General features: G+C 67.3%; 14 protein-coding genes. 12 read left to right on the top strand and 2 right to left on the bottom strand.

The genetic code is table 11. The annotated features are described in order from the left end of the window. Positions 1-108 precede the first annotated feature (108 nt). The 10 genes from IEX50_RS01980 to IEX50_RS01930 all read left to right on the top strand — a co-directional run bounded on the left by IEX50_RS01980 (position 109) and on the right by IEX50_RS01930 (position 19,027). On the top strand, positions 109-3,159 hold the full coding sequence (locus IEX50_RS01980; protein WP_157177262.1) for a TonB-dependent receptor: 3,051 nt from the start codon (positions 109-111) through the stop codon (positions 3,157-3,159). Between the two features lie 86 nt (positions 3,160-3,245). Next, positions 3,246-4,796 (top strand): tryptophan halogenase family protein, encoded by a 1,551-nt coding sequence (locus tag IEX50_RS01975; RefSeq protein ID WP_157177261.1) that lies wholly within the window; start codon positions 3,246-3,248, stop codon positions 4,794-4,796. After that, complete coding sequence (locus IEX50_RS01970) at positions 4,793-6,328, top strand: tryptophan halogenase family protein (RefSeq protein ID WP_229673586.1); 1,536 nt, start codon at positions 4,793-4,795, stop codon at positions 6,326-6,328. Before IEX50_RS01975 ends, IEX50_RS01970 begins: the two co-directional genes overlap by 4 nt. Positions 6,329-6,345: 17 nt before the next feature. After that, positions 6,346-7,947, top strand: coding sequence for a GH39 family glycosyl hydrolase (locus IEX50_RS01965; protein WP_157177260.1), 1,602 nt, complete (start codon positions 6,346-6,348; stop codon positions 7,945-7,947). Positions 7,948-8,052: 105 nt separating this feature from the next. Beyond that, positions 8,053-10,938 (top strand): glycoside hydrolase family 31 protein, encoded by a 2,886-nt coding sequence (locus IEX50_RS01960; protein WP_157177259.1) that lies wholly within the window; start codon positions 8,053-8,055, stop codon positions 10,936-10,938. A 502-nt stretch (positions 10,939-11,440) separates the two neighbouring features. Next, entirely contained in the window at positions 11,441-11,797 is a 357-nt protein-coding gene (locus tag IEX50_RS01950) for a hypothetical protein (RefSeq protein ID WP_373285268.1), read from the top strand. 312 nt (positions 11,798-12,109) lie between these two features. Continuing rightward, positions 12,110-13,153, top strand: coding sequence for an arabinan endo-1,5-alpha-L-arabinosidase (locus IEX50_RS01945; RefSeq protein ID WP_157177258.1), 1,044 nt, complete (start codon positions 12,110-12,112; stop codon positions 13,151-13,153). Further along, on the top strand, positions 13,150-14,595 hold the full coding sequence (locus IEX50_RS01940; RefSeq protein ID WP_157177257.1) for a family 43 glycosylhydrolase: 1,446 nt from the start codon (positions 13,150-13,152) through the stop codon (positions 14,593-14,595). Before IEX50_RS01945 ends, IEX50_RS01940 begins: the two co-directional genes overlap by 4 nt. Positions 14,596-14,598: 3 nt before the next feature. Beyond that, entirely contained in the window at positions 14,599-15,963 is a 1,365-nt protein-coding gene (locus tag IEX50_RS01935; protein WP_157177256.1) for a glycoside hydrolase family 27 protein, read from the top strand. A 163-nt stretch (positions 15,964-16,126) separates the two neighbouring features. Then, positions 16,127-19,027 (top strand): TonB-dependent receptor, encoded by a 2,901-nt coding sequence (locus IEX50_RS01930; protein WP_157177255.1) that lies wholly within the window; start codon positions 16,127-16,129, stop codon positions 19,025-19,027. 42 nt (positions 19,028-19,069) lie between these two features. Here IEX50_RS01930 and IEX50_RS01925 read toward each other — a convergent pair whose 3' ends face one another. After that, on the bottom strand, positions 19,070-20,047 hold the full coding sequence (locus IEX50_RS01925; RefSeq protein ID WP_157177254.1) for an alpha/beta hydrolase: 978 nt from the start codon (positions 20,045-20,047) through the stop codon (positions 19,070-19,072). Positions 20,048-20,135: 88 nt separating this feature from the next. After that, positions 20,136-21,407, bottom strand: coding sequence for an NAD(P)/FAD-dependent oxidoreductase (locus IEX50_RS01920; RefSeq protein ID WP_229673584.1), 1,272 nt, complete (start codon positions 21,405-21,407; stop codon positions 20,136-20,138). Positions 21,408-21,604: 197 nt separating this feature from the next. Here IEX50_RS01920 and uxaC point away from each other — a divergent pair, with 197 nt between their 5' ends. Continuing rightward, on the top strand, positions 21,605-23,017 hold the full coding sequence (gene uxaC / locus IEX50_RS01915; protein WP_157177252.1) for a glucuronate isomerase: 1,413 nt from the start codon (positions 21,605-21,607) through the stop codon (positions 23,015-23,017). Beyond that, positions 23,014-24,465, top strand: a complete 1,452-nt coding sequence (locus IEX50_RS01910; protein WP_229673582.1) for a mannitol dehydrogenase family protein — start codon at positions 23,014-23,016, stop codon at positions 24,463-24,465. The genes uxaC and IEX50_RS01910 overlap by 4 nt, the downstream gene beginning before the upstream one ends. The last annotated feature ends 105 nt before the right edge of the window (positions 24,466-24,570 follow it).

Here is a 24,570-nt window from a genome sequence, read left to right as displayed (position 1 = left end):
AAAGGTTGTTGCGGGATTGTTGCTCCGCTGTTACCGCGCGCTTCCCGGAATGCACAAAGTGCGCCGTCGGGCCCGTGAGGGCATGTACACCAAGGGGGGATGATAGAAATGCGCGCGATCCAGCAGCTTGTTTTGAAACGCCAGTTTCGGGCGCAGACCGGTGTATCGTTGATCGCGCTGCTCGCCGCCGGATACAGCACGGGTGCCGCGGCGCAGGCGGAGGTCCAGGCGATCGCGCCGGTTGCGACGCAGGCCGCGGCGCCGAGCGCGGACGTCGGTGAGCCTGCCGCGGATCAGACGGGTGGCGACACCGTCGTCGTGACCGGACGCCGTGCCGCGCTGGAGGCTGCGGTCGAGCGCAAGCGGCGCAGCGAGACGATCGTCGACTCCGTCGTCGCCGACGATGCCGGGAAATTGCCCGACAATTCCATCACCGAAGTGCTTCAGCGCGTTTCAGGCGTGTCGATCGTGCGTTTCGCCGCACTGGGCGATCCGGATCACTTTTCCGTCCAGGGTTCCGGCGTGCAGGTGCGCGGTCTGACCGGCGTCGCATCCCGCCTCAACGGTCGCGAAATCTTCAGCGCGAACAATGGTCGCGCGATTCTTTGGAGCGACGTGACGCCCGAGCTGATGGCCGCGGTCGATGTCTACAAGGCGTCGACGGCCGACCTGATCGAAGGCGGCACGGGCGGGCAGATCGACCTGCGGACGAAGATGCCGTTCGATTTCAACGGCAAGTTCCACGTTGCCGGCACGGGCGAACTGAGCCTGGGCGACATGGCGAACAAGGCCGATCCGATGGGTTCGGTTCTGGTGACGGACTCGTTCGACACGCCGATCGGTCGTATCGGGCTGCTGGCGGACGTGGCGTACAGCCAGTTCAGCTCGCTGTCGCAGTTCATCCGCACCGAACCCTATTTCAAGACGCGCATCGGCGATACCGACCGGTACATCCCGGGCGGATTCACCTACGGCGACGAAGCGTTCCAGTATCGCCGCAACGGCATCTACGGCGCGGCGCAGTGGGCACCGTCGGACAGTCTGACGTTCACCGGCACCTTCTTCCAGTCGCGGTACAAGAGTCAGTCGAGCGACTATGGCGCGCAGGTTTCGTCCCAGACGCTCGCCGTCGATCCGGCCACCAGCACGTTCGACTCGAACGGCCTGCTGCTCAAGACGGACTCGCTGTTCAACCGAGATCCCGCGACATTCCTGCCCGGCGGGCAGGTGACCAGCAGCGGCAACAAGGGTTTTGTCGAAAGCGACACGCGGACGCGGGACTATTCGCTGTCGTTCGCATGGGCGCCGCAGGATGGTCCGTTGACGCTGAAGGGAGCGATCCAGCGCGTCGATTCACGCCAGATATACGACCGGATCGATATCTTCCGCGAAGTGAGCTTCGGCTCAGGGTTCGGAATGGACCTGACCGGCGGACTGCCGCAGATCAGCGTCAGCCCGGCGACCCAGGCATCGTTCGCCGATCCGTCGAACTATTTCTGGTCCGCATCGATGCCGCACAACGAGCGGAACAAGGGGCGGCTCGACACGGCGCAACTCGACGCCGAATACAAGTTCGAATCGAGCTTCTTCCGATCCGTGAAGATCGGCGCACGCTACGCCGAGCGGACCGAGCGCGATCTGCAGAACGGCTATAACTGGGCGGCACTCGGTCGCGGGTGGAACGGCGACCCACAGCTGACCTATGCCAATGCCGCGCCGGGCGATGTCGCGCTCCATGCGTTCAAGGACTTCTTCCGCGGCGAAACGCTGCTTCCGGGCAATCTGCTGTTCGCCAGCGAGGAGCTGGCCGACCGGTTCAACGTCGATCGGACCGGCCTCGTCACGCCGCCCCCGGCAGGCTTCTGCCCGGCCGGAACGGAGTTCAACTGTTCGGCGTCGGGTCCGCTGGCGCAGACCGGTTATGGCGGCCTATCCGGCATCCGGGCACCGGGGTTCATCCTGCCGGGTGACCAGGTCGACAACCGCACGCAGAACCTGGCGGGCTATGCGCTCGTCCGGTTCGGGCCGCAGGGCGACGCCAACGGTGTGTCCGGCAACGTCGGTGTCCGCGTCGTCAACATCAAGAACGAGGGCAACGGCTTCATCCAGCAGAACGGCAACACGTTCATCCGCGACGGCCAGATCGTGACGCTCGGCACGCAGTTCGTCGCGCGCGGCGGCAAGGCGGAATTCACCCGTGCGCTGCCGTCGATCAACGTGGTCTATGCGCCGTCGAACCAGATCAAGCTGCGCGCCGGGTACAACATCACGATGGACCTGCCGAGCTTCAACGCGCTGCGCGCGTCCGGATCGGTGGGCGTCGCGACGACTGCCAGTGCGGTGCAGGGTCAGCCCGGGACGTTCACGAACTTCACCGCCGAAACCGGCAACCCGCTACTCAAGCCGACGATTTCCAACAATTTCGACCTGTCGTTCGAATATTACGGCCCGCGCGGGGTGACGTTCCACATCGCGCCCTTCTACAAGCGGCTGACCGATCTGCCGATCTTCTCGCTGACGACGCGGCAGGTGCAGGTCGTATTCTCTGACGGACGGTCGGAAACCGTGAGTGCGGCGGCATCCGACTACATCAATGCCGACGAGGCAGCGACGGTGAAGGGCGTGGAAGTGGGCGGCCGCTTCTTCCTCGACATGTTCGAAGGGCCGATCAGCGGTCTGGGGTTCGAGGGGAACTACACCTACATCGAAAGCAAGAACCCCGGCGACGTCTACCGCGACATCAACGGTGCCATCCGCAACGATGCACCGCTTGTCGGTCTTTCGAAGCACAATGCCAACGCGGCGTTGTTGTACGAGCGCAATCCCTTTTCGCTGCGCATCGCCTATTCTTGGCGGTCGAAATATCTCCAGTCGACCAACAGCAACGGCACGAACCCGACCTACACCTATTACTCGGCGCCGGGTGTCTCCACGGCGACCCAGATCGCGTTGCCGGTCTACAGCGATTCCTACGGGACGCTCGACGCCGGCATCCGTTTCAAGGTCACCAAGAACTTCTCGTTCGGTGTCCAGGGAACGAACCTGACGGCGGCGACGGCGAAGACGCTGATGGGCGGCTATCCCGGCGGCAAGCTGGTCGGGCGCAGCTGGTTCCAGAGCGATCGCCGGATCAGCACGGGCATCAACCTGGCTTTCTGATAGACCGTCGGACGAGCTCCACCGCGATCGGGATCAGTCCGGTCGCGGTGGACATTCCGGATCGATGACGGCGGGGAGTGGGGGGAATGAGACAGCGCATCCTGATCGTCGGTGGCGGGACGGCCGGCTGGCTGACCGCGGGTTACCTTGCCAAACGGTTGAGTGCCGATCTGCCGGGGGGCGTCGCGATCACGCTGGTGGAATCGCGCGACATCGGGGTGCTGGGCGTCGGCGAGGGGACGTTCCCCACGATCCGCCGGACGCTGGCCACGATCGGCATCGACGAGGCGGAGCTGGTCCGCCGATGCGGCGCGACGTTCAAGCAGGGCATCAAGTTCGCCAACTGGCGCAATGAGCCGGGCGAGGGCGCGACCGACCATTATCTGCATCCGTTCCAGGTCGCCGACCAGAGCAGCGGGCTCGAACTGCTCCCTTACTGGCTGATCGGCGCGGGCGGCCCCGAGGGCTGGGACGCGGTCGCGACGCCGCAGAAGAAGGCGGCTGACGCCTGGCGCGCGCCGAAGCTGGCGAGCCATGCCGACTATGTCGGGCCGCTCAGCTATGCGTTCCATTTCGATGCGATCGCGCTGGCTGGGTTGTTGCGCGACCAGGGGATCGTGAACGGGGTCTGCCATCTGGTCGATACCGTGACGGAGGTCATGCTCGACGAGGATGGTGCGATCGGCGGCGTGCGGACCGAGCAACACGGCATGCTGGACGCCGATCTGTATATCGACTGCACGGGGTTCCGCGCCGAGTTGATCGGCAAGGCGATGGGGATGCCGTTCCGGTCGTGCCGCGACACGCTGTTCTGCAACCGCGCGGTCACTGCGCAGCTGCCCTATCCGGACCCGAACGCGCCGATCGCGTCCTATACCATCTCGACGGCGCAGCAGGCCGGCTGGACGTGGGACATCGGTCTCGCGGCACGGCGCGGGATCGGTCACGTCTATTCGTCGGACCATAGCGACGACGAGACGGCCGAGCGTGTCCTGCGCGATTATCTGGGTCCGGCGAGCGCGGAGACCGAGGTGCGGCGGTTCAAGTTCGACGCCGGCTACCGCGAGATCAGCTGGCACAAGAATTGTGTCGCGGTCGGTCTGTCGAGCGGGTTCTTTGAGCCGCTGGAGGCGACGGGGATCGCCTTTGCCGAGGTGGCCGCCGGGTTGATCGCCAACCTGTTCCCGTGGGGCGGCGATCATGAGACGTCGGCGCGGCAGTTCAACGCGGCGCTGCGCCGCCGGTACGAGCGCGCGCTGGATTTCATCAAGCTGCATTATTGCCTGTCCGAACGGCGCGACACGGACTTCTGGCGAGACAATGTCGCCGCCGCGTCGATCCCCGACAGCTTGCAGGAGATGCTGGACCGCTGGCGCTTCCGCTGGCCGAACGAGCTGGATATCGACCCGCGGACGGAAATCTTCACCGAGCATAGCTGGCAATATGTGCTGTACGGCATGGGATGGAAGACCGACCTGACCGCCCGGGCCGGCGCGCTGCGCTACCATGAGGATGCCCGCCGCGCGTTCGCCGAGGTGCGCCAGCAGGCGCAGTTTGCGATCCGGAATTTGCCGAGCAATCGCGACTTGGTGCACTATGCGCAGGGTCGACGGTTCGGCGCGCAGGCGGCGGCGTGACCGGCGCGGCGACAGGCCCCATCCGCAAGGTGGTGATCGTCGGCGGCGGCACCGCGGGGTGGATGACGGCTGCGGCACTATCACGCGCCGTGTCCGCGGACGTGTCGGTCACGTTGGTGGAATCGGAGGAGATCGGCACGGTCGGCGTCGGCGAGGCGACGATCCCGTCGCTGCTCGATTTCAATCGCATCATCGGCATCGATGAGGATGCGTTCGTCCGGGCGACCCAGGCGACGTTCAAGCTGGGGATCCGGTTTCGCGACTGGGGACGGATCGGCGACGACTATCTGCATCCGTTCGGGACGCATGGGCGCGACGTGGCCGGCGTGTCGTTCCACCAATTGTGGCTGCGTGCGGCCGCGCGGGGTGAAACTGCAACGCCCGGCCCGATCGGCGACTATTGCCTGTCCCACGTCGCGGCCCGACTGGGGCGCTTCAATCGCCCGGTCGCGGACCCGTCGGCAGTCCTTTCGACCTTATCGTACGCGTTCCACTTCGACGCCGGCCTCTATGCCGCCTATCTGCGCACACTGTCGAAAGCCGCCGGCGCGACGCGGGTCGAGGGGCGCATCGCCGGCGTCGTGCGCAACGCCGAAACGGGTTTCATCGACGCGGTGACACTGGCCGATGGTCGCCGTGTGGACGGCGAGCTGTTCGTCGATTGCAGCGGGTTCCGCTCGCTGTTGCTGGGCGATGCGCTGGGGGTGCCGTTCACGAGCTGGCAGCACTGGCTGCCGTGCGACCGCGCCTGGGCGGTGCCGAGCACGCGGCAGGGGCCGCTGACCCCCTATACGCGCGCCACCGCGGACCGGGCGGGCTGGCGGTGGCGCATCCCGCTGCAACACCGCGTCGGGAACGGGCATGTCTATTCAAGCGCGTACAGCGACGACGACACCGCGGTCCGGGCGCTGCTCGACGGGTTGGAGGGAACGCCGCTTGCCGAACCGCGCCAGTTGCGGTTCGTGGCGGGCCGGCGCGAACGATTGTGGGAGAAGAACTGCGTCGCGATCGGGCTGGCCGGCGGTTTCCTCGAACCGTTGGAGTCGACCAGCATCCATCTGATCCAGTCCGGTATCACGCGATTGCTGAGCCTGTTTCCGGATCGCTCGTTCAATCCGGTTGAGATCGCCGAGTATAACCGGCTGCTGCTGCGCGAATATGATCAGGTGCGGGACTTCATCATCCTGCATTACCATGCAACGACGCGTAGCGATTCACCGTTCTGGGATCATTGCCGCACCATGACGCTTCCAGCGTCGCTGGCCGACAAGCTGGCACTCTGGGCCGGCAATGCCCGGCTGTTCCGCGAGGCCGGCGAGCTGTTCACGCCGGACAGCTGGATCGCGGTGCTGCTGGGGCAGGGGCAGCGTCCGACCGGTTGCGATCCGCTGGTCGCTGCACTGCCGGTCGGGGAGGCGGCCGCCTTCCTGGCGCATCTGCGCGATGTGATCGGCCGGACGGCCGCCGCGATGCCGACGCACGAGACCTTCATCGCGCAGCATTGCGCCGCGCCCGCCCTCCAAACCGCATGATCCAGTTGGGAAGAACTATGACGCGTCCGCTCTCGCTCACTCTGGCCGCGTCGTTGGTGGCGACCGCAATGATCGCCGTGCCGCATGCCGGGGCCGCGGCTGCCGTCGCGCGCCCCGCCGAACGCGTGATCGATATCGATGTGCAGAAGGCGGGCGCCCCGATGGACCAGTCGTTCCGGCTGTCCGTCGGTTCCGACTATGCCGGGACGCTCATCCGCCCGGACAGCATGGCGCAGCTCGATACCGCGGTGAAGGAGCTTGGTTTCCAATATGTCCGCTTCCACGCGATCTTCCACGACGACCTGAAGACGGTGCGCGTGGAGAATGGCCGGACGATCTACGACTGGACGAAGATCGACCAGCTGATCGACGGGCTTCTCGCGCGCAAGATCAAGCCGTTCGTGGAATTGGGGTTCACCCCGAACGCGATGGCCACGTCGCCGCAGACGATCTTCTACTGGAAGGGCAACACCTCGCATCCGGAGCCGAAGGCCTGGGCCGCACTGGTCGATGCGTTCGTGCGCCACCTGCGCCAGCGTTACGGCGAGGCCGAGGTGCGGAGCTGGTTCTTCGAGGTCTGGAACGAGCCCAATCTGGACGGTTTCTGGGAGAAGGCGGACCAGAAGGCGTATTTCGAGCTATACGAATCGAGCGCGCGGACGATCAAGGCGATCGATCCGCAGCTGCGCGTCGGCGGACCGTCCACCGCGGGGGCGGCGTGGGTGCCGGAACTGCTGGACTATGTGTCCCGGCGCAAGATCCCGATCGATTTCCTGAGCACCCACACCTACGGCGTCGACGGCGGTTTCCTGGACGAGAAGGGGCAGGACGACAACAAGCTGTCCACCAACCCCGACGCGGTCACCGCGGACGTGCGCAAGGTGCGCGCGCAGATCGATGCGACGGCCTATCGCGGGCGACCGCTCTATTTCACGGAATGGAGCGCAAGCTACAACCCGCGCGACCCGGTCCACGACAGCTATATCAGCGCGGCCTACATCCTGGGCAAGCTGCGCGCGACCCGCGGGATCGCGCAGGGCATGAGTTACTGGACGTATAGCGACCTGTTCGAGGAAGCCGGCGTGCCGCCGACATCGTTCCACGGCGGGTTCGGGCTGATGAACCGCGAGGGTATCCGCAAGGCGAGCTGGTTCGCATATAAATATCTCAATCAACTGCGCGGTCGCGAGATCGCGACCGGCGACGGGGAAGCGCTGGCGACGACGGGGAACGGCGGGACCAACGTGCTGCTGTGGGCATGGCGCCTGCCGGCCCAGTCGATCAGCAACCGGCCGTTCTTTACCAAGGTGTTGCCGACCACTGCGCAGGTGCCCGCGCAGCTGCGGCTGTCGGGACTGGCGCCGGGCACTTACCGCGTGACGCTGCGCCGGACCGGTTTCAAGGCCAACGACGCGCATACTCGCTACCTGGAGATGGGGTCGCCGAAGGATCTCACGCCGGTCCAGGTTGCGGAGTTGCAGGCGCTGACCCGCGACCTTCCGGAATCGACGCAGACCGTTCGGGTCGGACGCGACGGCCGTTACGCGGTGCGCGTGCCGATGCGCGCCAACGATGTCGTGCTCGCAACCGTCGAGCGGACGGACGCGACACCGCGATGAACACTGTTCCGGGGCCGCGCGCCGTGGCACGGATTGCATGAACCGCCGCGACGCCCGGGGGCCGGTCCTGAACGGCCGTGGCGCGCATGATCGAGGGGAACGACCATGAACAAGGCTCTTGTTGCTGCGCTGCTGATCGGCAGCGCCATTGCGTCACCGGCCTATGCGAAGGCCGGACGGTATGAGCGGACGGCGGACGGCATCGTGGTCACGCCCGCGACGGGACCGTCGTCACGCGTCGCACTGACCGTCCACGGCGACGGCATCATCCATGTCGTCGCCACGCCGCGTGACGCCACGACCGGTACGCCCGCGACGAGCCTGATGGCGCCGACGCCCCCGGCGGCTGGCGGCTTCTCCGTGCGCGCAACGGCCGGCAGCGTCGTCGTGACGGCTGCGCGGACCGTCGCCGAGGTCGAACTGGCGACGGGCCGGGTGATTTTTCGCGACGCCGCCGGAAAGCCGCTGCTGAGCGAGGCAGGCGCGACCGGTTTCGCGCCGGCCATCGCGGACGGCAAACCGTTCGTTTCGGTGTCGCAGCAGTTCAATCGCGGGACGGACGAGGGGCTTTACGGCCTTGGCCAGCATCAGGCCGGTCAGATGGACCAGAACGGCGAAGACGTCGAACTGGCGCAGCACAATATGGACATCGCGGTCCCGTTCCTCGTCTCCACCCGAGGCTACGGCATCCTGTGGGACAACAACTCGATCACGCGCTTCGGTAATCCCAAGCCGTACACGCTGGTCGGCGAGGGTATGCGCGTCACGTCGAACGGGAAGCCCGGCTTTACTGCCGAATATTCGCTGAACGGTCGGCCGGTCGTCACGCGGCAGGAAGCCACGGTGAATTATCAGTTCATCAAGGACCAGGTGAACTGGCCGGCCGCGGCGAAGGTTCAGACGACGGCGGCGGAAGGCGGCCAGAATACCGCCGGCAATGCGGTGCAGAAACAGCGCGTCGTATGGACGGGCGACCTGCAGCCGACCGTCGCCGGGATGCACCGCTTCCAGCTTTACGGATCGAGCTATTTCAAGGTGTTCGTCGACGGCAAGGAGGTCCTGAACCGCTGGCGTCAGAACTGGAACCCCTGGTACGCCAACTTCGACGTGCCGATGCGCGCCGGCACGCCCGCGCGGATCCGGATCGAGTGGGAACCCAATGCCGGCTACATCGCCCTGTTCCACAACGACCCCGTGCCGGAGAGCGATCGCCGGTCGATCCGGTTCACCAGCGAGGTGGCCCAGGCCAAGAACTACTGGTTCGTGCCCGGCGCGGGCAGCATGGACGGCGCGGTCGCGGGCTATCGTCAGCTGACCGGCAAGGCCGAGATGATGCCGAAATGGGCGTACGGCTTCTGGCAGTCGCGGCAGCGTTACGACACCGCGGCGGAGCTGACCGCCGTCGTCGATCGCTACCGCGAGCTGAAGATCCCGCTCGACAACATCGTGCTCGACTGGCGTTACTGGCGGGACGACGACTGGGGGAGCCACCGGTTCGACCCGACGCGTTTCCCCGACCCCAAGGCGATGATCGACGCGGTCCACGCCAAGAACGCGCATTTTATGATCTCGGTCTGGCCGAAATTCTATCCGACAACCGATACCTACAAGGAACTCGCGGCGGCGGGTGCGGTGTATCAGGGCAACCTGAAGATGGGGAACAAGGACTGGGTGGGACCGGGCTATGCCAGCACGGTGTACGATCCCTATTCGGCGGCGGGCCGGCGGACCTTCTGGCGGCAGATCGAGGATCGCCTCGCCAAGCTGGGCACCGATGCGTGGTGGGCGGACGCCAGCGAGCCCGACATGCATTCCAACATCTCCGTGCCCGAGCGGATCGAGACGATGGGCCCGACCGCGATCGGGCCGGCGGCGCAGTATTTCAACAGCTTCCCGTTGATGAACGCACGGTCGTTCTTCGACGGCTGGCAGGCTTTCAAGCCGGACGTCCGCCCGTTTCTGCTGACCCGTTCGGGCTTTGCCGGGTTGCAGCGTTACGGCGCGGCGATCTGGTCCGGCGACGTCGCCAGCCGCTGGTACGATCTGCGCGCGCAGATCTCGGCGGGCGTCAACGCGTCCGTGTCCGGCATTCCGAACTGGACGCACGACATTGGTGGGTTCGCGCTGGAAGATCGCTATTCGGCCAAGACGCCGGCCGCGGCCGATCTTGCCGAATGGCGCGAACTCAATCTGCGCTGGTTCCAGTTCGGCGCGTTCAGCCCGCTGTTCCGCAGCCACGGCGAGGCACCGTTCCGTGAGATCTACGAGATCAGCCCGGCAGGATCGCCGATGCGCGCGTCGATGGTCTGGTATACGCAGCTGCGGTACCGGCTGATGCCGTATATCTACACGGTGGGCGCCGACACCTGGGCGAAGGACGGCAGCATCATGCGGCCAATGGCGGCCGATTTCCCGACCGACCTTGGCGCACGCAAACTGACCGACCAGTATCTGTTCGGCGACGCGTTCCTGGTCGCGCCGGTCACCGAATATGGGGCACGTGTGCGCCCGGTCTATTTCCCGGGCACGGGCCGCTGGTATGATTTCACCACCGGCGCGGCGTATCGCGGCGGGACGACGGCGACTGTCGCCGCACCGTTCGAGCGGATGCCGCTGTTCGTGCGCGCGGGTGCGATCGTGCCGATGGGACCGGTCACGCAATATGTCGACCAGGACCGGGCGGCTCCCCTGACGATGGCGGTCTATACCGGCGCGGACGGCCGCTTCTCGCTCTACGAAGACGACGGGACCAGCCAGCAGTACAAGCAGGGTGCGTTCAGTCGCATCCCGATCGGTTATGACGACCGCACCGGCGCTGTGACGATTGGTGCGCGCGAGGGCAAGGGATGGGAAGGAATGCCGACAACCCGCACCATCCGCATCCGCTGGGTCGGTGAGGACCAGACCATGACGGACGCCAACGGTTTCGATGCCGAGATCAGCTACAGCGGCGGGGCACTCACGGTGTCGCGACGCGGTACCCCCCGCTGAGATCAAGCCACGCGGCATTAAAGGCGTTCGACCTGCCGCTGACGTGCGGTCAGATCGGCGATGTGCCGGGTTTGACGATCGCGACGGTGAGCCGACAGATGACGCGTCCGAAGGCGGCCGGGGTGATCGGGCGGCCGGGCCGTGACGATTTCGGACTGGGCCGCGTTCGCCGTCTGCGCCAACGCCGCCTGACGGGCGGTCGGTCGGCGCGGGGCAGCACGCCAGCGCGTTCTCAAGGTCGGCGCGCGCCGTGCTGGTCAGCTGGGTGCGACGTGCTCCCAGGCGGAGCTCGATACCGGCATCAGCAGGAAACTGTTCGCGGACTTCGATGTGAATATGTCGATATCGACACCAGGGCGCTGCTTAGGTTCGGGGCGTTGTTCAACCGGGCCTCCGCCGGGATCGGCATGCGGTTCTAGACCGCAATCGGGAAACGGCCGGGTCCGCTGGATGTCCGAGGCTCGAACAGCTGGGGCCTCCACTGGTCGACTCACCGGGACTGATGAACTGGCTGGGCTGGCATGCTAAGGCGGCGGGCATGTCAAACAACCGAAGCAACACCGGGACCGTCGATGTCGACGGCCTCACCTACATCTGGGAACTCCAACGCGAGCCGCAATGGTCGGATGATGAGGGATGGAGGGGCATGGCGATCCGCCTGCTGCAAAAGGATACGCAGCGTGAGGCCTCGATCGAATTTCCGGCCCCGAAGCGCCTGATGAAGGGGCTGCCGCGGGGGCGTCTGCAGATTGACGATGCGACCCTCTCGCGTGGCGTTCGTGCAGCGCTCGCCGCGGGGTGGGACCCGATGTCGCGCGGCAGGCCGATGCTGTTCATGGTGGACGCCGAAGGCAACTGACGGAGCGCGATCCGCCGCCCTGGGTGCCGCTCGCTTTGGAGTGACGCAGGTGAACGGATCTGGCCGGCGGCCTTGTCCGACATCCGGTCACCCATCCATAGCCTGGCTTAGCCCCGACGGCGGCCTTCGCCGGCCACCTCTGCCCTCGAACGTTCAAGACGAGAAGCGCGGGGGGTCGATTGTCAAACTCGTCGCGACCGCATATGTCGGAGTAGAAATACTGAAACCGACCATCCGAACGGGCGATCCGCCCGGCCGGAGTCGGTGGCCCGGCCGGAACAACCGGCGGGCGGCGATGGGGAGAGTGCGACGATGGCTTCACGGGTTTGGGCGACGGGATTGATCGCCCTGATGCTGGCGGGGAGCGCGTCGGGACAGGCGCAGCCGGAAGCCGCCGCCCGTCGCGGGGCGCTCAACGCGCGGATGACGGGCGATATCGCGCCGGTCCACGACCCCGTCATGATCCGCGCCGGCAAAACCTATTATGTCTACGGCACCGGCCTCGACGGGCAGATGCTCAGCGCGCGGACGTCGACCGACCTGATCCACTGGACCGCCGGTACGCCACCCTTGTCCCAGCTGCCCGACTGGGCGACCAAGGCGGTTCCCGGAACGAAGGGGATGTGGGCGCCCGACATTTCACGCGGGGCGGACGGGCGGTACCGGCTCTATTATTCGGTGTCGACATTCGGGTCGAACCGCTCGGCGATCGGTCTGGCGACCAGCGCGACGCTCGATCCGGCCGCGCCGGGCTATGGCTGGCGCGACAAGGGGATGGTCGTGATGTCCACCCCGGCGGACGATTTCAACGCGATCGACCCCAACCATGTCGTCGACGCGGACGGCCGCCACTGGCTGGCGCTCGGCAGTTTCTGGAGCGGGCTGAAGCTGTTCGCGCTCGATCCGCGGACCGGCAAGCTGCTCGATCCCAAGGAGAAGCCCTTTGCGATCGCGCGGCGTCCGGCCCCCGCGGGCGGGCCGGACCCGGTGGAGGCGCCGTTCATCATCCGGCACGGCGGCTATCACTGGCTGCTCGCCAGCTATGATTATTGCTGCAAGGGCGTGAACAGCACCTACTACACCGTCGTCGGCCGCGCGAAGGCGATCACCGGGCCGTATCTCGGCAAGGACGGCAGTACGATGCTGAACGGCGGCGGCACGATCCTGCTGCGCGCCGACCTGCAGGAGCAGCAGCGGTTTCGCGGGCCGGGCCATCCGGGCGTGATGCACGATGCCGACGGGCGGGATTATGTGGTCTACCACGCCTATGACCGGACGAAGGACGGCGTGCCCACGCTCCGGATCGCGCCGATCGCCTGGGGTGCCGATGGTTGGCCGACAGCGGAGTATCAATGATGATCGCAGTTTCACGCCGCCTGTTCGTGGCCGGTGCCGGCGCAGTATCGGCCAGCGGCGCGATCGCGCGTCTGCCCGGCGGGGCGCCCGCGGCCGCGCCGGTACCGAGCAATCCAGTGGTGCGCCAGCGGGCGGATGCACAGGTGTTCCGTCACGACGACGGCTATTACTACATGACCGGATCGGTCCCGGAATATGACCGGATCGTGCTGCGCCGGTCGCGGACGCTGGCCGGGCTGACGACTGCGCTGGAACGCGTGCTGTGGCGGCATCTGGCCAGCGGGCCGATGTCCGGCTTCCTGTGGGCGCCCGAGCTGCACCTGATCGACGGCAAGTGGATCGTGTATTTCGCCGCGGGGCCGAGCGGGGGCGGGGAGGACGTGTTCCGCATCCGCACCTATGCCCTGGTCGCGGACGGGGCTGATCCGATGACGGCGCGCTGGTCCGTGCTGGGCCAGTTGAAGACGCCGTGGGACAGCTTCAACCTCGATTCGACGTCGTTCGTCCATCGCGGCACGCGCTATCTTTGCTGGGCGCAGCGCGAACCGGGGATAGAGACGAACAGCAACCTTTACCTCGCGCCGCTCGCCACGCCGCTGACGCTGGCGAAACCGCCGATCCGGCTGGCCGTGCCGACGCTGGACTGGGAGATCCAGGGGTACAAGGTTGCCGAGGCGCCGTCGCTGCTGACGCGCAACGGGCGGCTGTTCATCACCTATTCGGCGAGTGCGACCGACGCGCGCTACTGCCTCGGCATGCTCAGCGCGCGCGCCGATGCGGACATCATGACCGTGGGCTCCTGGACGAAATCGCCGCTGCCGGTGTTCGTCTCCTCGACGGTCACCAACGTCTACGGGCCGGGGCACAACAGCTTCACGGTGGACGAGCAGGGCCGCGACGTGCTCGTCTATCACGGGCGCGACTATGCCGCGATCAAGGGCGATCCGCTGTTCGATCCGAACCGCCACACGCGGATGCAGCGCTTTTACTACAAGCCCGACGGCACGCCCGATTTCGGCATCCCGGTCGGCAACGGACCGCTGCCGGACCGGTTCGCGGCGGTCGGCAGCGATGCGGGCTTCCTGCGCCATGACGGCGACCGCGTGTCGGTGGGGCAGGGCGACATCACGTCCAGCCAGTTCCGTCAGGTGCCGGGCATTGCCGGGCGGGGCAGCGTGTCGCTGGTGCCGATTGATGCGCCCGACCGCTATCTGGTCGCGCAGGGCGACGGGCGGATCGCGCTGGCGGCCAAGAACGGCGGCCGCGGGTTCGCGGAACAGGCGAGCTTTATCGCGCGGCCGGGGCTGACCGATCCACGGGGCATCACGTTCGTGGCGGCGGGGCGGCCGGGCATGGCCATGCGGCGCGGCGACGGCGGGTTAATGCTCGGCACCACCGCGACGCCTGCCGAGCGCGCGTCCGCCACCTTCCTGGTGCGCTGAGCCATGATCGCGCCGGTCGATCGCCGCACGCTGCTGGCCGGCGCGTTCGCCGCGACCGCGATCGGCGGGGAAGGGGTGGTGCGTGCCCAACCCGCGCCGCCGTCGCGTCCGCCGCTGCTCGCGCCGACCCCGCCAATGGGGTGGAACAGCTGGAACAGCTTCGCGACGACGATCACCGAGGCGCAGGCGATCGAGACCGCGCGGATCATGGCGGCCAGGCTGCTGCCCGCGGGCTACGACATCTTCACCGTGGATATCCAGTGGTACGAACCTGAGGCGCAGAGCTACACGTACAATGCCCGCCCGACGCCGGCGATGGACGGCCATGGCCGGTTGCTGCCCGCGCCGAACCGGTTTCCGTCGAGCGTCGGCGGCAAGGGGTTCCGCCCGCTCGCCGACCGGGTCCATGCGCTGGGCCTGCGGTTCGGCATTCACCTGATGCGCGGTATCCCGCGGCTGGCGGTCAAGCGCAACCTGCCGGTGCTGGGGACGCGGTACCGCGCGCGCGACATCGCCGATACCACCAGCATCTGCGCCTGGAACCCCGACATGTACGGCGTCGACATGCGAAAACCCGGTGCGCAGGCCTATTATGACAGCGTGTTCGCGCTTTACGCGTCGTGGGGCGTCGACTTCGTCAAGATGGACGACATGAGCCGTCCCTATGATGCGCACGCGGCCGAGATCGAGGCGGCGCACAAGGCGATCGGCGCGACCGGCCGGCCGATCATCCTGAGCCTGTCGCCGGGCGAGACGCCGGTGCCACGCGCCGACCATGTCCGCCGCTACGCGCAGATGTGGCGGATCAGCGACGATTTCTGGGACGAATGGGCGTTGCTGGAGGCGCAGTTCGTGCGGCTGGAGAACTGGAACGCGCACCGTGCGCCGGGGGCGTGGCCGGACGCCGACATGCTGCCGCTCGGGCGGCTGGCGCTGGGCGCGCGGGACACGAAGTTCACGCCGGACGAGCAGCGGACGCTGATGACGTTGTGGGCGATCGCGCGGTCGCCGCTGATCATGGGCGGCGACCTCCGCCACCTCGACGACGCGACGCTGGCGCTGCTGACCAATCCGGAAGTGATCGCGGTCAACCAGCGCAGCGACGGCAACCAGCCGCACTACATCGCGGACGGGATCCGCGTCTGGTCGGCGCGGGTGCCGGGTACCGAAGATCACTACCTTGCCTTGTTCAACACTGACAAAAGCAAGCGAACCGTGTCGCTCGATCTCGCGTTGCTCGGACTGTCGGGCCGGCTCGGCGTGCGGGATCTCTGGACGCGGCGTGACGAGGCAACGGTGTCAGATCGCATCACACGGACCATTGCATCGCATGGCGCCGCCCTGTACCGGCTGACGCCCGGCCGCTGAAACGGCAGGTTTGGCGGCGTCCGCCCCTCGCTCGGGCCAAATATTTCGCTGTGCGACAGACCCGTAACTTACCGCTTGCGTAAAGCCCCAAGCAGGCATAGCGGCTGTCGGAGTAATGGTAGGCCGACAACAAGGCCACGATAACGAATCGGGGAGAGGTCGCATGGCGATCAAGGCATTCAAACTCTGTTCTGCGTCCGTTCTCGCGCTGGTGCTTGCCTCACCGGCCTACGCGCAGGCGGTGCCCACCACGCCGCAGGATCGCCCGGACTCCGCACCGACCGGCACCCCCGCACGGACCGACAGCGCGCCTGCGGTCACCACCACTGCCGACACCGAGCAGCCCGCAGCCGGCGCCGCCGCACCCGCCGTGGACGGCAGCGAGGAGGCGATCGTCGTCACCGGCGTGCGCGCCAGCTTGGTCGGGGCGCTGAACGTGCGCAAGAATTCGATTCAGATCGTCGACTCGATCGTGTCGGAGGATGTCGGCAAGCTGCCCGACAACAATGTCGTCGAAGCGTTGCAGCGCGTGACCGGTGTGCAGGTGACCAACCGCACGGGGGGCGAGGCCGCCGCGATCTCGATCCGCGGCCTGCCCGACGCGCTCACCACGCTGAACGGTCGCAACATCTTCACCGCGGCGGGGCAGGCGTTCGCGCTGCAGGACATCTCGGCCAACCTCGTGAAGCAGGTCGACGTGTACAAGACGCGCGCGGCCGAGCAGATCGAGACCGGGCTGGCCGGCCAGATCGACGTCGCCACGCGCCGCCCGTTCGATTTCGACGGGTTTGCGATCTCGGGCTTGGCGCGCGGGATCTACAACGAGCAGGCCGACAGCTATAATCCGAACGCCGCGCTGCTCGTCAGCAACCGCTGGGAAACCGGCATCGGCGACATCGGCCTGCTGGTGAACGGGAGCTACACGCGCACCAAATATCGCGACCAGACGATCACCGCCGGCGCGTTCGTGCCGTTCGCAACCGAGACGCCGCCCGCCGGGTCCGGCCTCGCCCCGCTGGAACGGATCTTCCCGGGCGCCACCAACGGCAACTGGACGCCCGGGCTGGACCGCGGCCTGCCGACCACGCCGGGTTCGACGCTGAACATCAACGGCGTCACCACGCCCTATTATCTGTCACGCGACGCGATCTTCAGTTCGGACCTGTACGGCAAGCGCGAGCGGCCGTCGGCGAACATCGCGCTGCAATGGGCGCCGAACAGCAGCTCGGTCTACACGGCCGAGGCGTTCTACGCCGGGTTCCGGGGCGAAACGTTCAACAGCTTGCAGTTCAGCTTCGTCGATTTCTGGGGCAATCCGCAGCCGGTGACGCTGTACGACGGTACCAACATCGTGAAGTCGCGCACCGCCAACAGCGTCTACGGGTTCAACAGCGGCGACTATACCAAGTCGAAGACGGACAGCTTCGTCTATGCGGTGAACGGCAAATGGGATCTCGGGTCGAGCGGCAAGATCATCGGCGACGTCGCATATCAGACCAGCAAGGTCACCACGTCGTTCAACGCGATGCGGACCGAGCGGACCGCCAACCAGATCAACGTCGACTTTAACGCGGGCGGCGGCATTCCGTCCTATCATTTCGACAATGACGCGCTGCTGACCGACCCCAGCATCTGGAACGTCGCGCAATTCTACGACAACGCCAATCGCGACAAGGGCAGCGCGCTGACCGGCACGCTCGACGGCTATTATGGCTGGGACGAGGGCTTCCTGCGCCAGATCAAGGCGGGCTTCCGCTACGACAACCGCAAGGCGGCAACGTCGGTCCGGACGCAGGACGCCGCCAATCTTGGCCGCACCCTGTCATCGCTGCCGTCCGAAGCGCAGTTCACCAACAAGGACTTCTTCGACGGTCGGAGCGACAGCCCGACCAGCTGGGTCCTGCCGAACGGTTACTGGCTGCACGAGAATGCCGACACCGTCCGCGCGCTGTATGGGTTGAAGACGTCCGACCAGCTGGCCTTGCAACGCGTGTTCGACATCACCGAAACCACGCTCGCCGCCTATATCCAGGCGGATGCCGAGCTGTCGATCTTCGGCCGGCCGCTGAAGCTGCAGGCCGGCGTGCGGCACGTGACGGTCGACACCGATTATAATTTCTTCGATCGGTACGCCAACGGCGCGCAGACCTTCGTCTCGACCGGTTCGGCGAAGTGGCTGCCGAGCTTCACCGCGCGGTACGAGATCACCAACAAGCTGCGCGTGCGTTTCAACTACGGCCAGACGCTGCGCCGGCCGAGCTTCTCGGACATCAACCCGAACTTCGCGCTGACCGGCGATCTGACCAATGTCGGCTACGGCAGCGGCACGGCGGGTACCGCGACGCTGCGGCCCACGGAGTCGAAGAATTACGACGTCGCGGCCGAATGGTATTTCGATCGCAACAGCGCGATCTTCGTCACCGGGTTCCGGCGCGAGGTCGACGGCCTCGTCGTGCCGCTCACGGTGCGCGAGACGATCCTGAACAACGGGATCGTCGCCGGTGCCACCAACTCGTTCGCGATCACGCGGCCGGTCAACGCGTCCGACGGCGTGCTCAAGGGGATCGAGGCGGGGCTGACCTATTTCCCAGATTATCTGCCGGGCCCGTTCCGCGGCCTGGGATTCCAGGGCAGCGTCACCGTGCTGGATTCGAAACAGAACATCCCGCTGTCTGATGCGGCCGGCAACATCACAGGGCAGGCGACGTCGCCCTTCTTCGGCGTGTCGGATCTGTCGTACAATACGACGCTCGCTTATGATCGCGGGCCCATCGGCGCGCGGCTGTCCTACATCTGGCGCAAGGCGTTCCTGGCCAACAACGAGGCGCGGCTGTTCGCCAACCCGATCGGCGTGTGGCGCAACCCGGAAAAGAGCCTCGATCTCCAGCTGACGCTGAACGTCAACGACCGGCTGGGGCTTACGTTCGACGCGGTGAACCTGACCAAGTCGAAGCAGCAGACCTACTACAAGTTCGAGGATACCGGCGGCCCGGAACAGTTCAACCTGGGCACCACGTTGCTCAGCCGGACCTTCGCGATCGGCGCGCGCTACACGTTCAAGTGAGGCTGTGTCCCCCCGGTCGTGCGGCCGGGGGGACAATCGAATTCAGGTCGGGCCGCCCGGCAGGATACCCTGCCGCGTCGCGAACGTGACGAACAGGTTGGGCCAGGCGGATGCCGATTGCGTCGCGGGCAGTCGCGTGCCGAAACCGTGGCCGCCATCCTCGAACACATGCATTGCAACCGGTCGCTTCGCGGTCCGCATCGCATCGAACATCGCGATGCTGTTCGCCACCGGCACCAGATCGTCGTCGGCGGCGTGGACCAGGAACACCGGCGGGGTGGCGGCATCGACGCGCCGCTCGACCGATCGCGCCCGCAGCGCGGCGGCGGGTGCATCCTTCCCGAGCAGATTGTCGCGCGAACCGCCATGCGTGAACGGCGCATCCAGGCTGATGACCGGATAGATCAACCCGGCCAGGTCCGGCCGCGCGCTCAGCCGGTCGGTCGCGTCGATCGGTGAATAGACCCGCTCCGCATGGCGCGTCGCGAGCGATCCGGCAAGATGCCCGCCGGCCGAGAAACCCAGCACCGCGATCCGGTCCGGCCGGATGGCGAAGCGCTGTGCGCCGGCGCGGATCGTCCGCATCGCGCGCTGCGCATCCTGCAACGGCACGTCGCCGCGCCCGTCCCAGCCCTCCGCGGGCAGGCGGTACATCAGGATGAAGGCGGTGATCCCGCGCGCGTTGAGCCACTTCGCCTGCTCCTCGCCCTCGTTATCGTAGGACAGGAAGCCATAGCCGCCGCCCGGCATCAGCAGCACTGCCGACCCGTTCGGTCGCGTGGGGCGCCGCACCACCAGCAGCGGGCGCGCGATGCCGCGGACCCAGCGGTCGGGGTGGGCGGGATCGCGCCCCTTCTGCTCGATCGAGCGGGTGATCGTGGTGCCGCGGCTGCCGGGCGGCGGGCCGGGCCAGAGTTCGATCACCTCGTCCTGCGCAGTCACCTGTCCGGCAAGCGGCGTCGCGGCGAGCGCCAGCATCGCACCCCCGCCGAGTATCGCGCGACGGGATGGTGGCGTCATGACGGTCTCCTGTTGCCTCATGGGCACCTGACGCGCCCTGGTTCCGAGCCGATGTATGCGCGTTCCGACCTACCGCAAAGGGCCGGCATCACCCGACCGGTATCAGCGCCTTCAGCGGGACGGCGGCGTCGGCGAGCAGGGCCGGGGCGATCTCCGCACCCGCCACCACCAGCGCGCGGCCCTGGACATAGTCCTTCACGCTGTTGACGCAGTCGAGCGCGATCACCCGCCCGTCGCGCAGATAGACGACCGAGAAGCTACGCGTATCGGGATCGCCGCGCAGCACCGCCAGATCATGGCCGGTCGACAGCCCGACGGTCTGGAGCTTCAGATCATACTGGTTCGACCAGAACCACGGCACCGCATGATAGGGTTCGGCCGCCCCGGTCAGCCCCTTTGCGACGATGGTCGCCTGGTCGTTCGCGTTCTGCACCGATTCGAGGCGGATCGCGGCACCGCCCGCAAACGGGTTGGCATGGCCCGCGCAATCGCCGATCGCGAACACATCGGGCAGGGTGGTGCGGCAATGGTCGTCGACCGTCACGCCATCGCCGCCCGCCGCGCCCGCCGCCAGTAGCGGTTCCACCGCAGGCACGATGCCGATGCCGACGATCACCATCTCGCACGGCAACACCTCGCCGTCCGCCAGCCGCACGCCGGTGACCGCGCCGTCGGCTTCCTCAAGACAGGCGACTGTGACGCCGAGCCGCAGGTCGACGCCCCGCGCGCGATGTTCGGCGGCGTAGAAGGCGGACAGCGGCGCCCCGGCCACGCGCGCCAGCACACGGTCCTCCGCCTCCAGCACCACGACCGGCTTGCCGAGCTTGGTCAGCACCGCCGCCGCCTCCAGCCCGATATAGCCGCCGCCGACCACCACGACGCGGCGCACCGCGGGCAGTTCGGCCATCATCCGGTCGACATCCGCCCGCGTCCGCACGCCGTGGACACCGGCCAGCGCATGGCCAGAACAGCTCAGCCGCCGCGGCTGGCCCCCAGTTGCCCAGACGAGCGTGCCGTAGCCGACCGTCCCGCCATCGGCGAGCGTCACGCGGTGCCCCGCGGGATCGACCGCCACCACCCGCCGGCCCGGCAAGAGCGTAATGTCGCGCGCGGCGTAGAAGCTCTCCGGTCGGATCAGGATGCGCTCGAACGGCTTGTCGCCCGCCAGATAATCCTTCGACAGCGGCGGCCGTTCGTAGGGCAGTTCCGGCTCGTCGCCGAGCAGCGCGATGCTGCCCGCATAGTCGCGCTGCCGCAACGCGATCGCCGCCTGCGTCCCGGCATGGCCCGCGCCGACGATCAGGACGTCGTAACGGATCGCTGCCTCTCCGGCCGGTGCCGGGATATTCGATTCAAACACGCTGTGCATACTCGCAGGCCAGATGATGGCTCTGCGCTATCACATCCGGCCGGTGATGCCAGTCATCGTGCGGCGATGGCACGGACGCCGCTTCACCGCGCGGGCAAACCCCGCTATTCGGCGGTCCGCGGCTGCGCGGCCCCGCGACGATGCGGGGGGCCGGAGCGCGGGATCGCAACTGGCAGAGGAGCCCCGGCATGACCCGGCGTCTGGAATTGCACCCCGATCGGCTGTTTCCCGCCGATCCGACGACGCGCGCCATCGCGCGCAGCCTGTATGCCGGCATCGCCGACCTGCCGATCGTCAGCCCGCACGGCCATGTCGACCCGAACTGGTTCGCGGACGACCATCACTGGACCGACGCGACCTCGCTGCTGCTCGCGCCCGACCATTATCTCTACCGCATGCTCTACAGCCAGGGCATCGATCTCGACCGGCTGGCGATCCCGCGGCACGGCGTCGCGCCCGAGACGGCGATGCGCGAGGCATGGCGCGTGCTGGCCGAGCATTATCCCCTGTTCCGCGGCACGCCGTCGCGGATGTGGCTGGACCATGTGTTTGCCGAGGTGTTCGGGATGGACGTGGCGTTCGAAGCTGCGACGGCCGACCTGTACTTCGACACGATCGGCGCGAAACTGGCGACCGACGCGTTCCGCCCGCGCGCACTGTTCGACCGGTTCCGGATCGACTTCCTCGCCACCACCGAGGGCGCGCACGACAGCCTCGACGCGCATCACCGCATCCAGGCGAGCGGCTGGAACGGGCGCGTCGTCAGCACCTATCGCCCCGACGGCGTGATCGACGTCGAGCATGAGCAGTTCGCGGGCGCGATGCGGCGCTTCGCCGAACTGACCGGCGAGGATGTCTACAACTGGCACGGCTACCTTGCCGCGCACCGCAAGCGGCGCGCCGATTTCCGCGCGGCCGGGGTCACCGCGACCGACCACGGCCACCCGACCGCGGCAACCGCGAACCTGTCGCCCGCGGAATGCGAGACGCTGTTCGCGCGGATCGTCGGCGGCGACTGGACCGCGGCCGATGCCGAACTGTTCCGCGCGCAGATGCTGACCGAGATGGCGGGGATGAGCATCGAGGACGGCATGGTGATGCAGATCCACCCCGGATCGGTGCGCAATCACAATGCCGGCCTGTTCGCCAGCCACGGCCGCGACAAGGGCGCCGACATCCCCGACCGCACCGACTATGTCCACGCGCTGAAGCCGCTGCTCGACCGGTTCGGCACCTCGACCGAACTGTCGATCATCCTCTTCACGCTTGACGAGAGCACCTATTCGCGCGAACTGGCGCCGCTCGCCGGCCATTATCCCTGCCTGAAACTGGGGCCGGCCTGGTGGTTCCACGACAGTCCGGAGGGCATGCGGCGGTTCCGCGAGATGACGACCGAGACCGCCGGTTTCTACAACACGGTCGGGTTCAATGACGACACGCGCGCCTTCCTGTCGATCCCGGCGCGGCACGATGTCGCGCGGCGGATCGACTGCGGTTTCCTGGCGCGGCTGGTGGCGGAACATCGGCTGGAGGACTGGGAGGCGGCCGAGTTGGCGCAGGAACTGACGAGCGGCCTCGTTCGCCGGGCGTACAAGCTGTGAGACTGTCGCGCGAAACCTTGTCCGCGCTGTCCGGCGATGTCGTGCGGACTGTCGAGGGAAGGGGTCCGGTTCGGCGGATCGTCCACCTCGGCATCGGCGCGTTCCACCGTGCGCATCAGGCAATCTATACGCAGGATGCGGCGGCCGTGGGCGAGAACTGGCGGATCACCGGCGTGTCGCTGCGCTCGCCGGCAGTGCGCGATACGCTCGCCCCGCAGGACGGGCTCTACACCGTGACCGATCGGCAGAACGGCGCGGGCGAGACCCGGCTGGTGACCGTCATCGACACGCTGCTGGTCGCGGCGGAGGACCCCGACGCGGTGATCGCTGCGCTTGCGGACCCCGCGACGCATGTCGTCACGCTGACCGTGACGGAGAAGGGCTATTATCGCGATCCCGCCACCGGCCGGTTGCGGACCGACGATCCCGCGGTCGCCGCCGACCTGCGCGGCGACACGCCGCAGACGATCTACGGCTTTCTCGCCGCCGGGTTGGCGCGGCGTCGCGCGGACGGGGCGGGGGGGCTGACGCTCGTGTCGTGCGACAATCTTTCGCACAACGGCACGCTGCTGATGGCCTTGCTCGGCGCGTTCCTCGACGCGTCCGATGCGGGCCTGGCGGACTGGACCCGCACGCATGTCGCAGCACCCGATACAATGGTCGACCGGATCGTGCCCGCCTCGACCGCCGCGGACCGCGCCACGGTCGCCGCGACGATTGGCGTCGAGGACGCAGCGGCGCTGGTGACCGAGCCGTTTCGCCAATGGGTGATCGAGGACCGCTTCGCCGGCCCGCGTCCGCGCTGGGAGGCGGCGGGGGCGCAGATCGTCACGGATGTCGCGCCGTTCGAACTCGCCAAGCTGCGGCTGCTCAACGCCAGTCATTCGACACTGGCCTATGCCGGGCTGCAGCTCGGTCACGACTATGTCCACCAGGCGATCGCCGACCCGCTGCTCCGCGCCTTCGTCGTGGCACAGATGCGGACGGAAGCGGTCCCCGGCCTGACCCCGGCCGCCGGGCTCGACCCGGAGGCGTACATTGCCGCGATCCTCGACCGGTTCGGCAATGCCGACCTCCACCACCGGCTCGACCAGATCGCCATGGACGGATCGCAGAAGCTGCCACAACGCTGGATCGCGACGGTCGCGGACCGGCTGGCGAGAGGGCAGGCAAGCCCGTTCCACCTGATGAGCCTCGCGGCGTGGATTGCCTACACGGCGGGCGCGCCGGCGATCGCGAGCGATCCGTTCAACGCGCGCTACGCCGCGATCTGGGCCGAGGCCGACGATGTGGGCGTTGTGGTGACGCGGTTCGCCCGAGAGCTGGGCATCTTCGCGCCCGCGATCGGGGCGTCCGAAGTCACGATGGCGGCGCTTGTCGAAGCTGTGACGAAATGGCGGACGGACGGTCCCGGCGCGGCGTTGCAGGATGCGATAGCGGCTTCCTGAACCGTTTATCTCGAGCGCAGTCGAGAAGCCCACAGCGCCCCTGCCCGCGCTCGGCATGACGGGGTGAGAGGGTATGTGGGCGCGTTGAGCGCGGAATCTTTAGCG

Source organism: Sphingomonas prati (genome assembly GCF_014643515.1).
Lineage (GTDB): Bacteria > Pseudomonadota > Alphaproteobacteria > Sphingomonadales > Sphingomonadaceae > Sphingomonas_R > Sphingomonas_R prati.
Note: the sequence above shows the minus strand (reverse complement) of the source record. Positions and strands in the feature narration are given on the sequence as shown.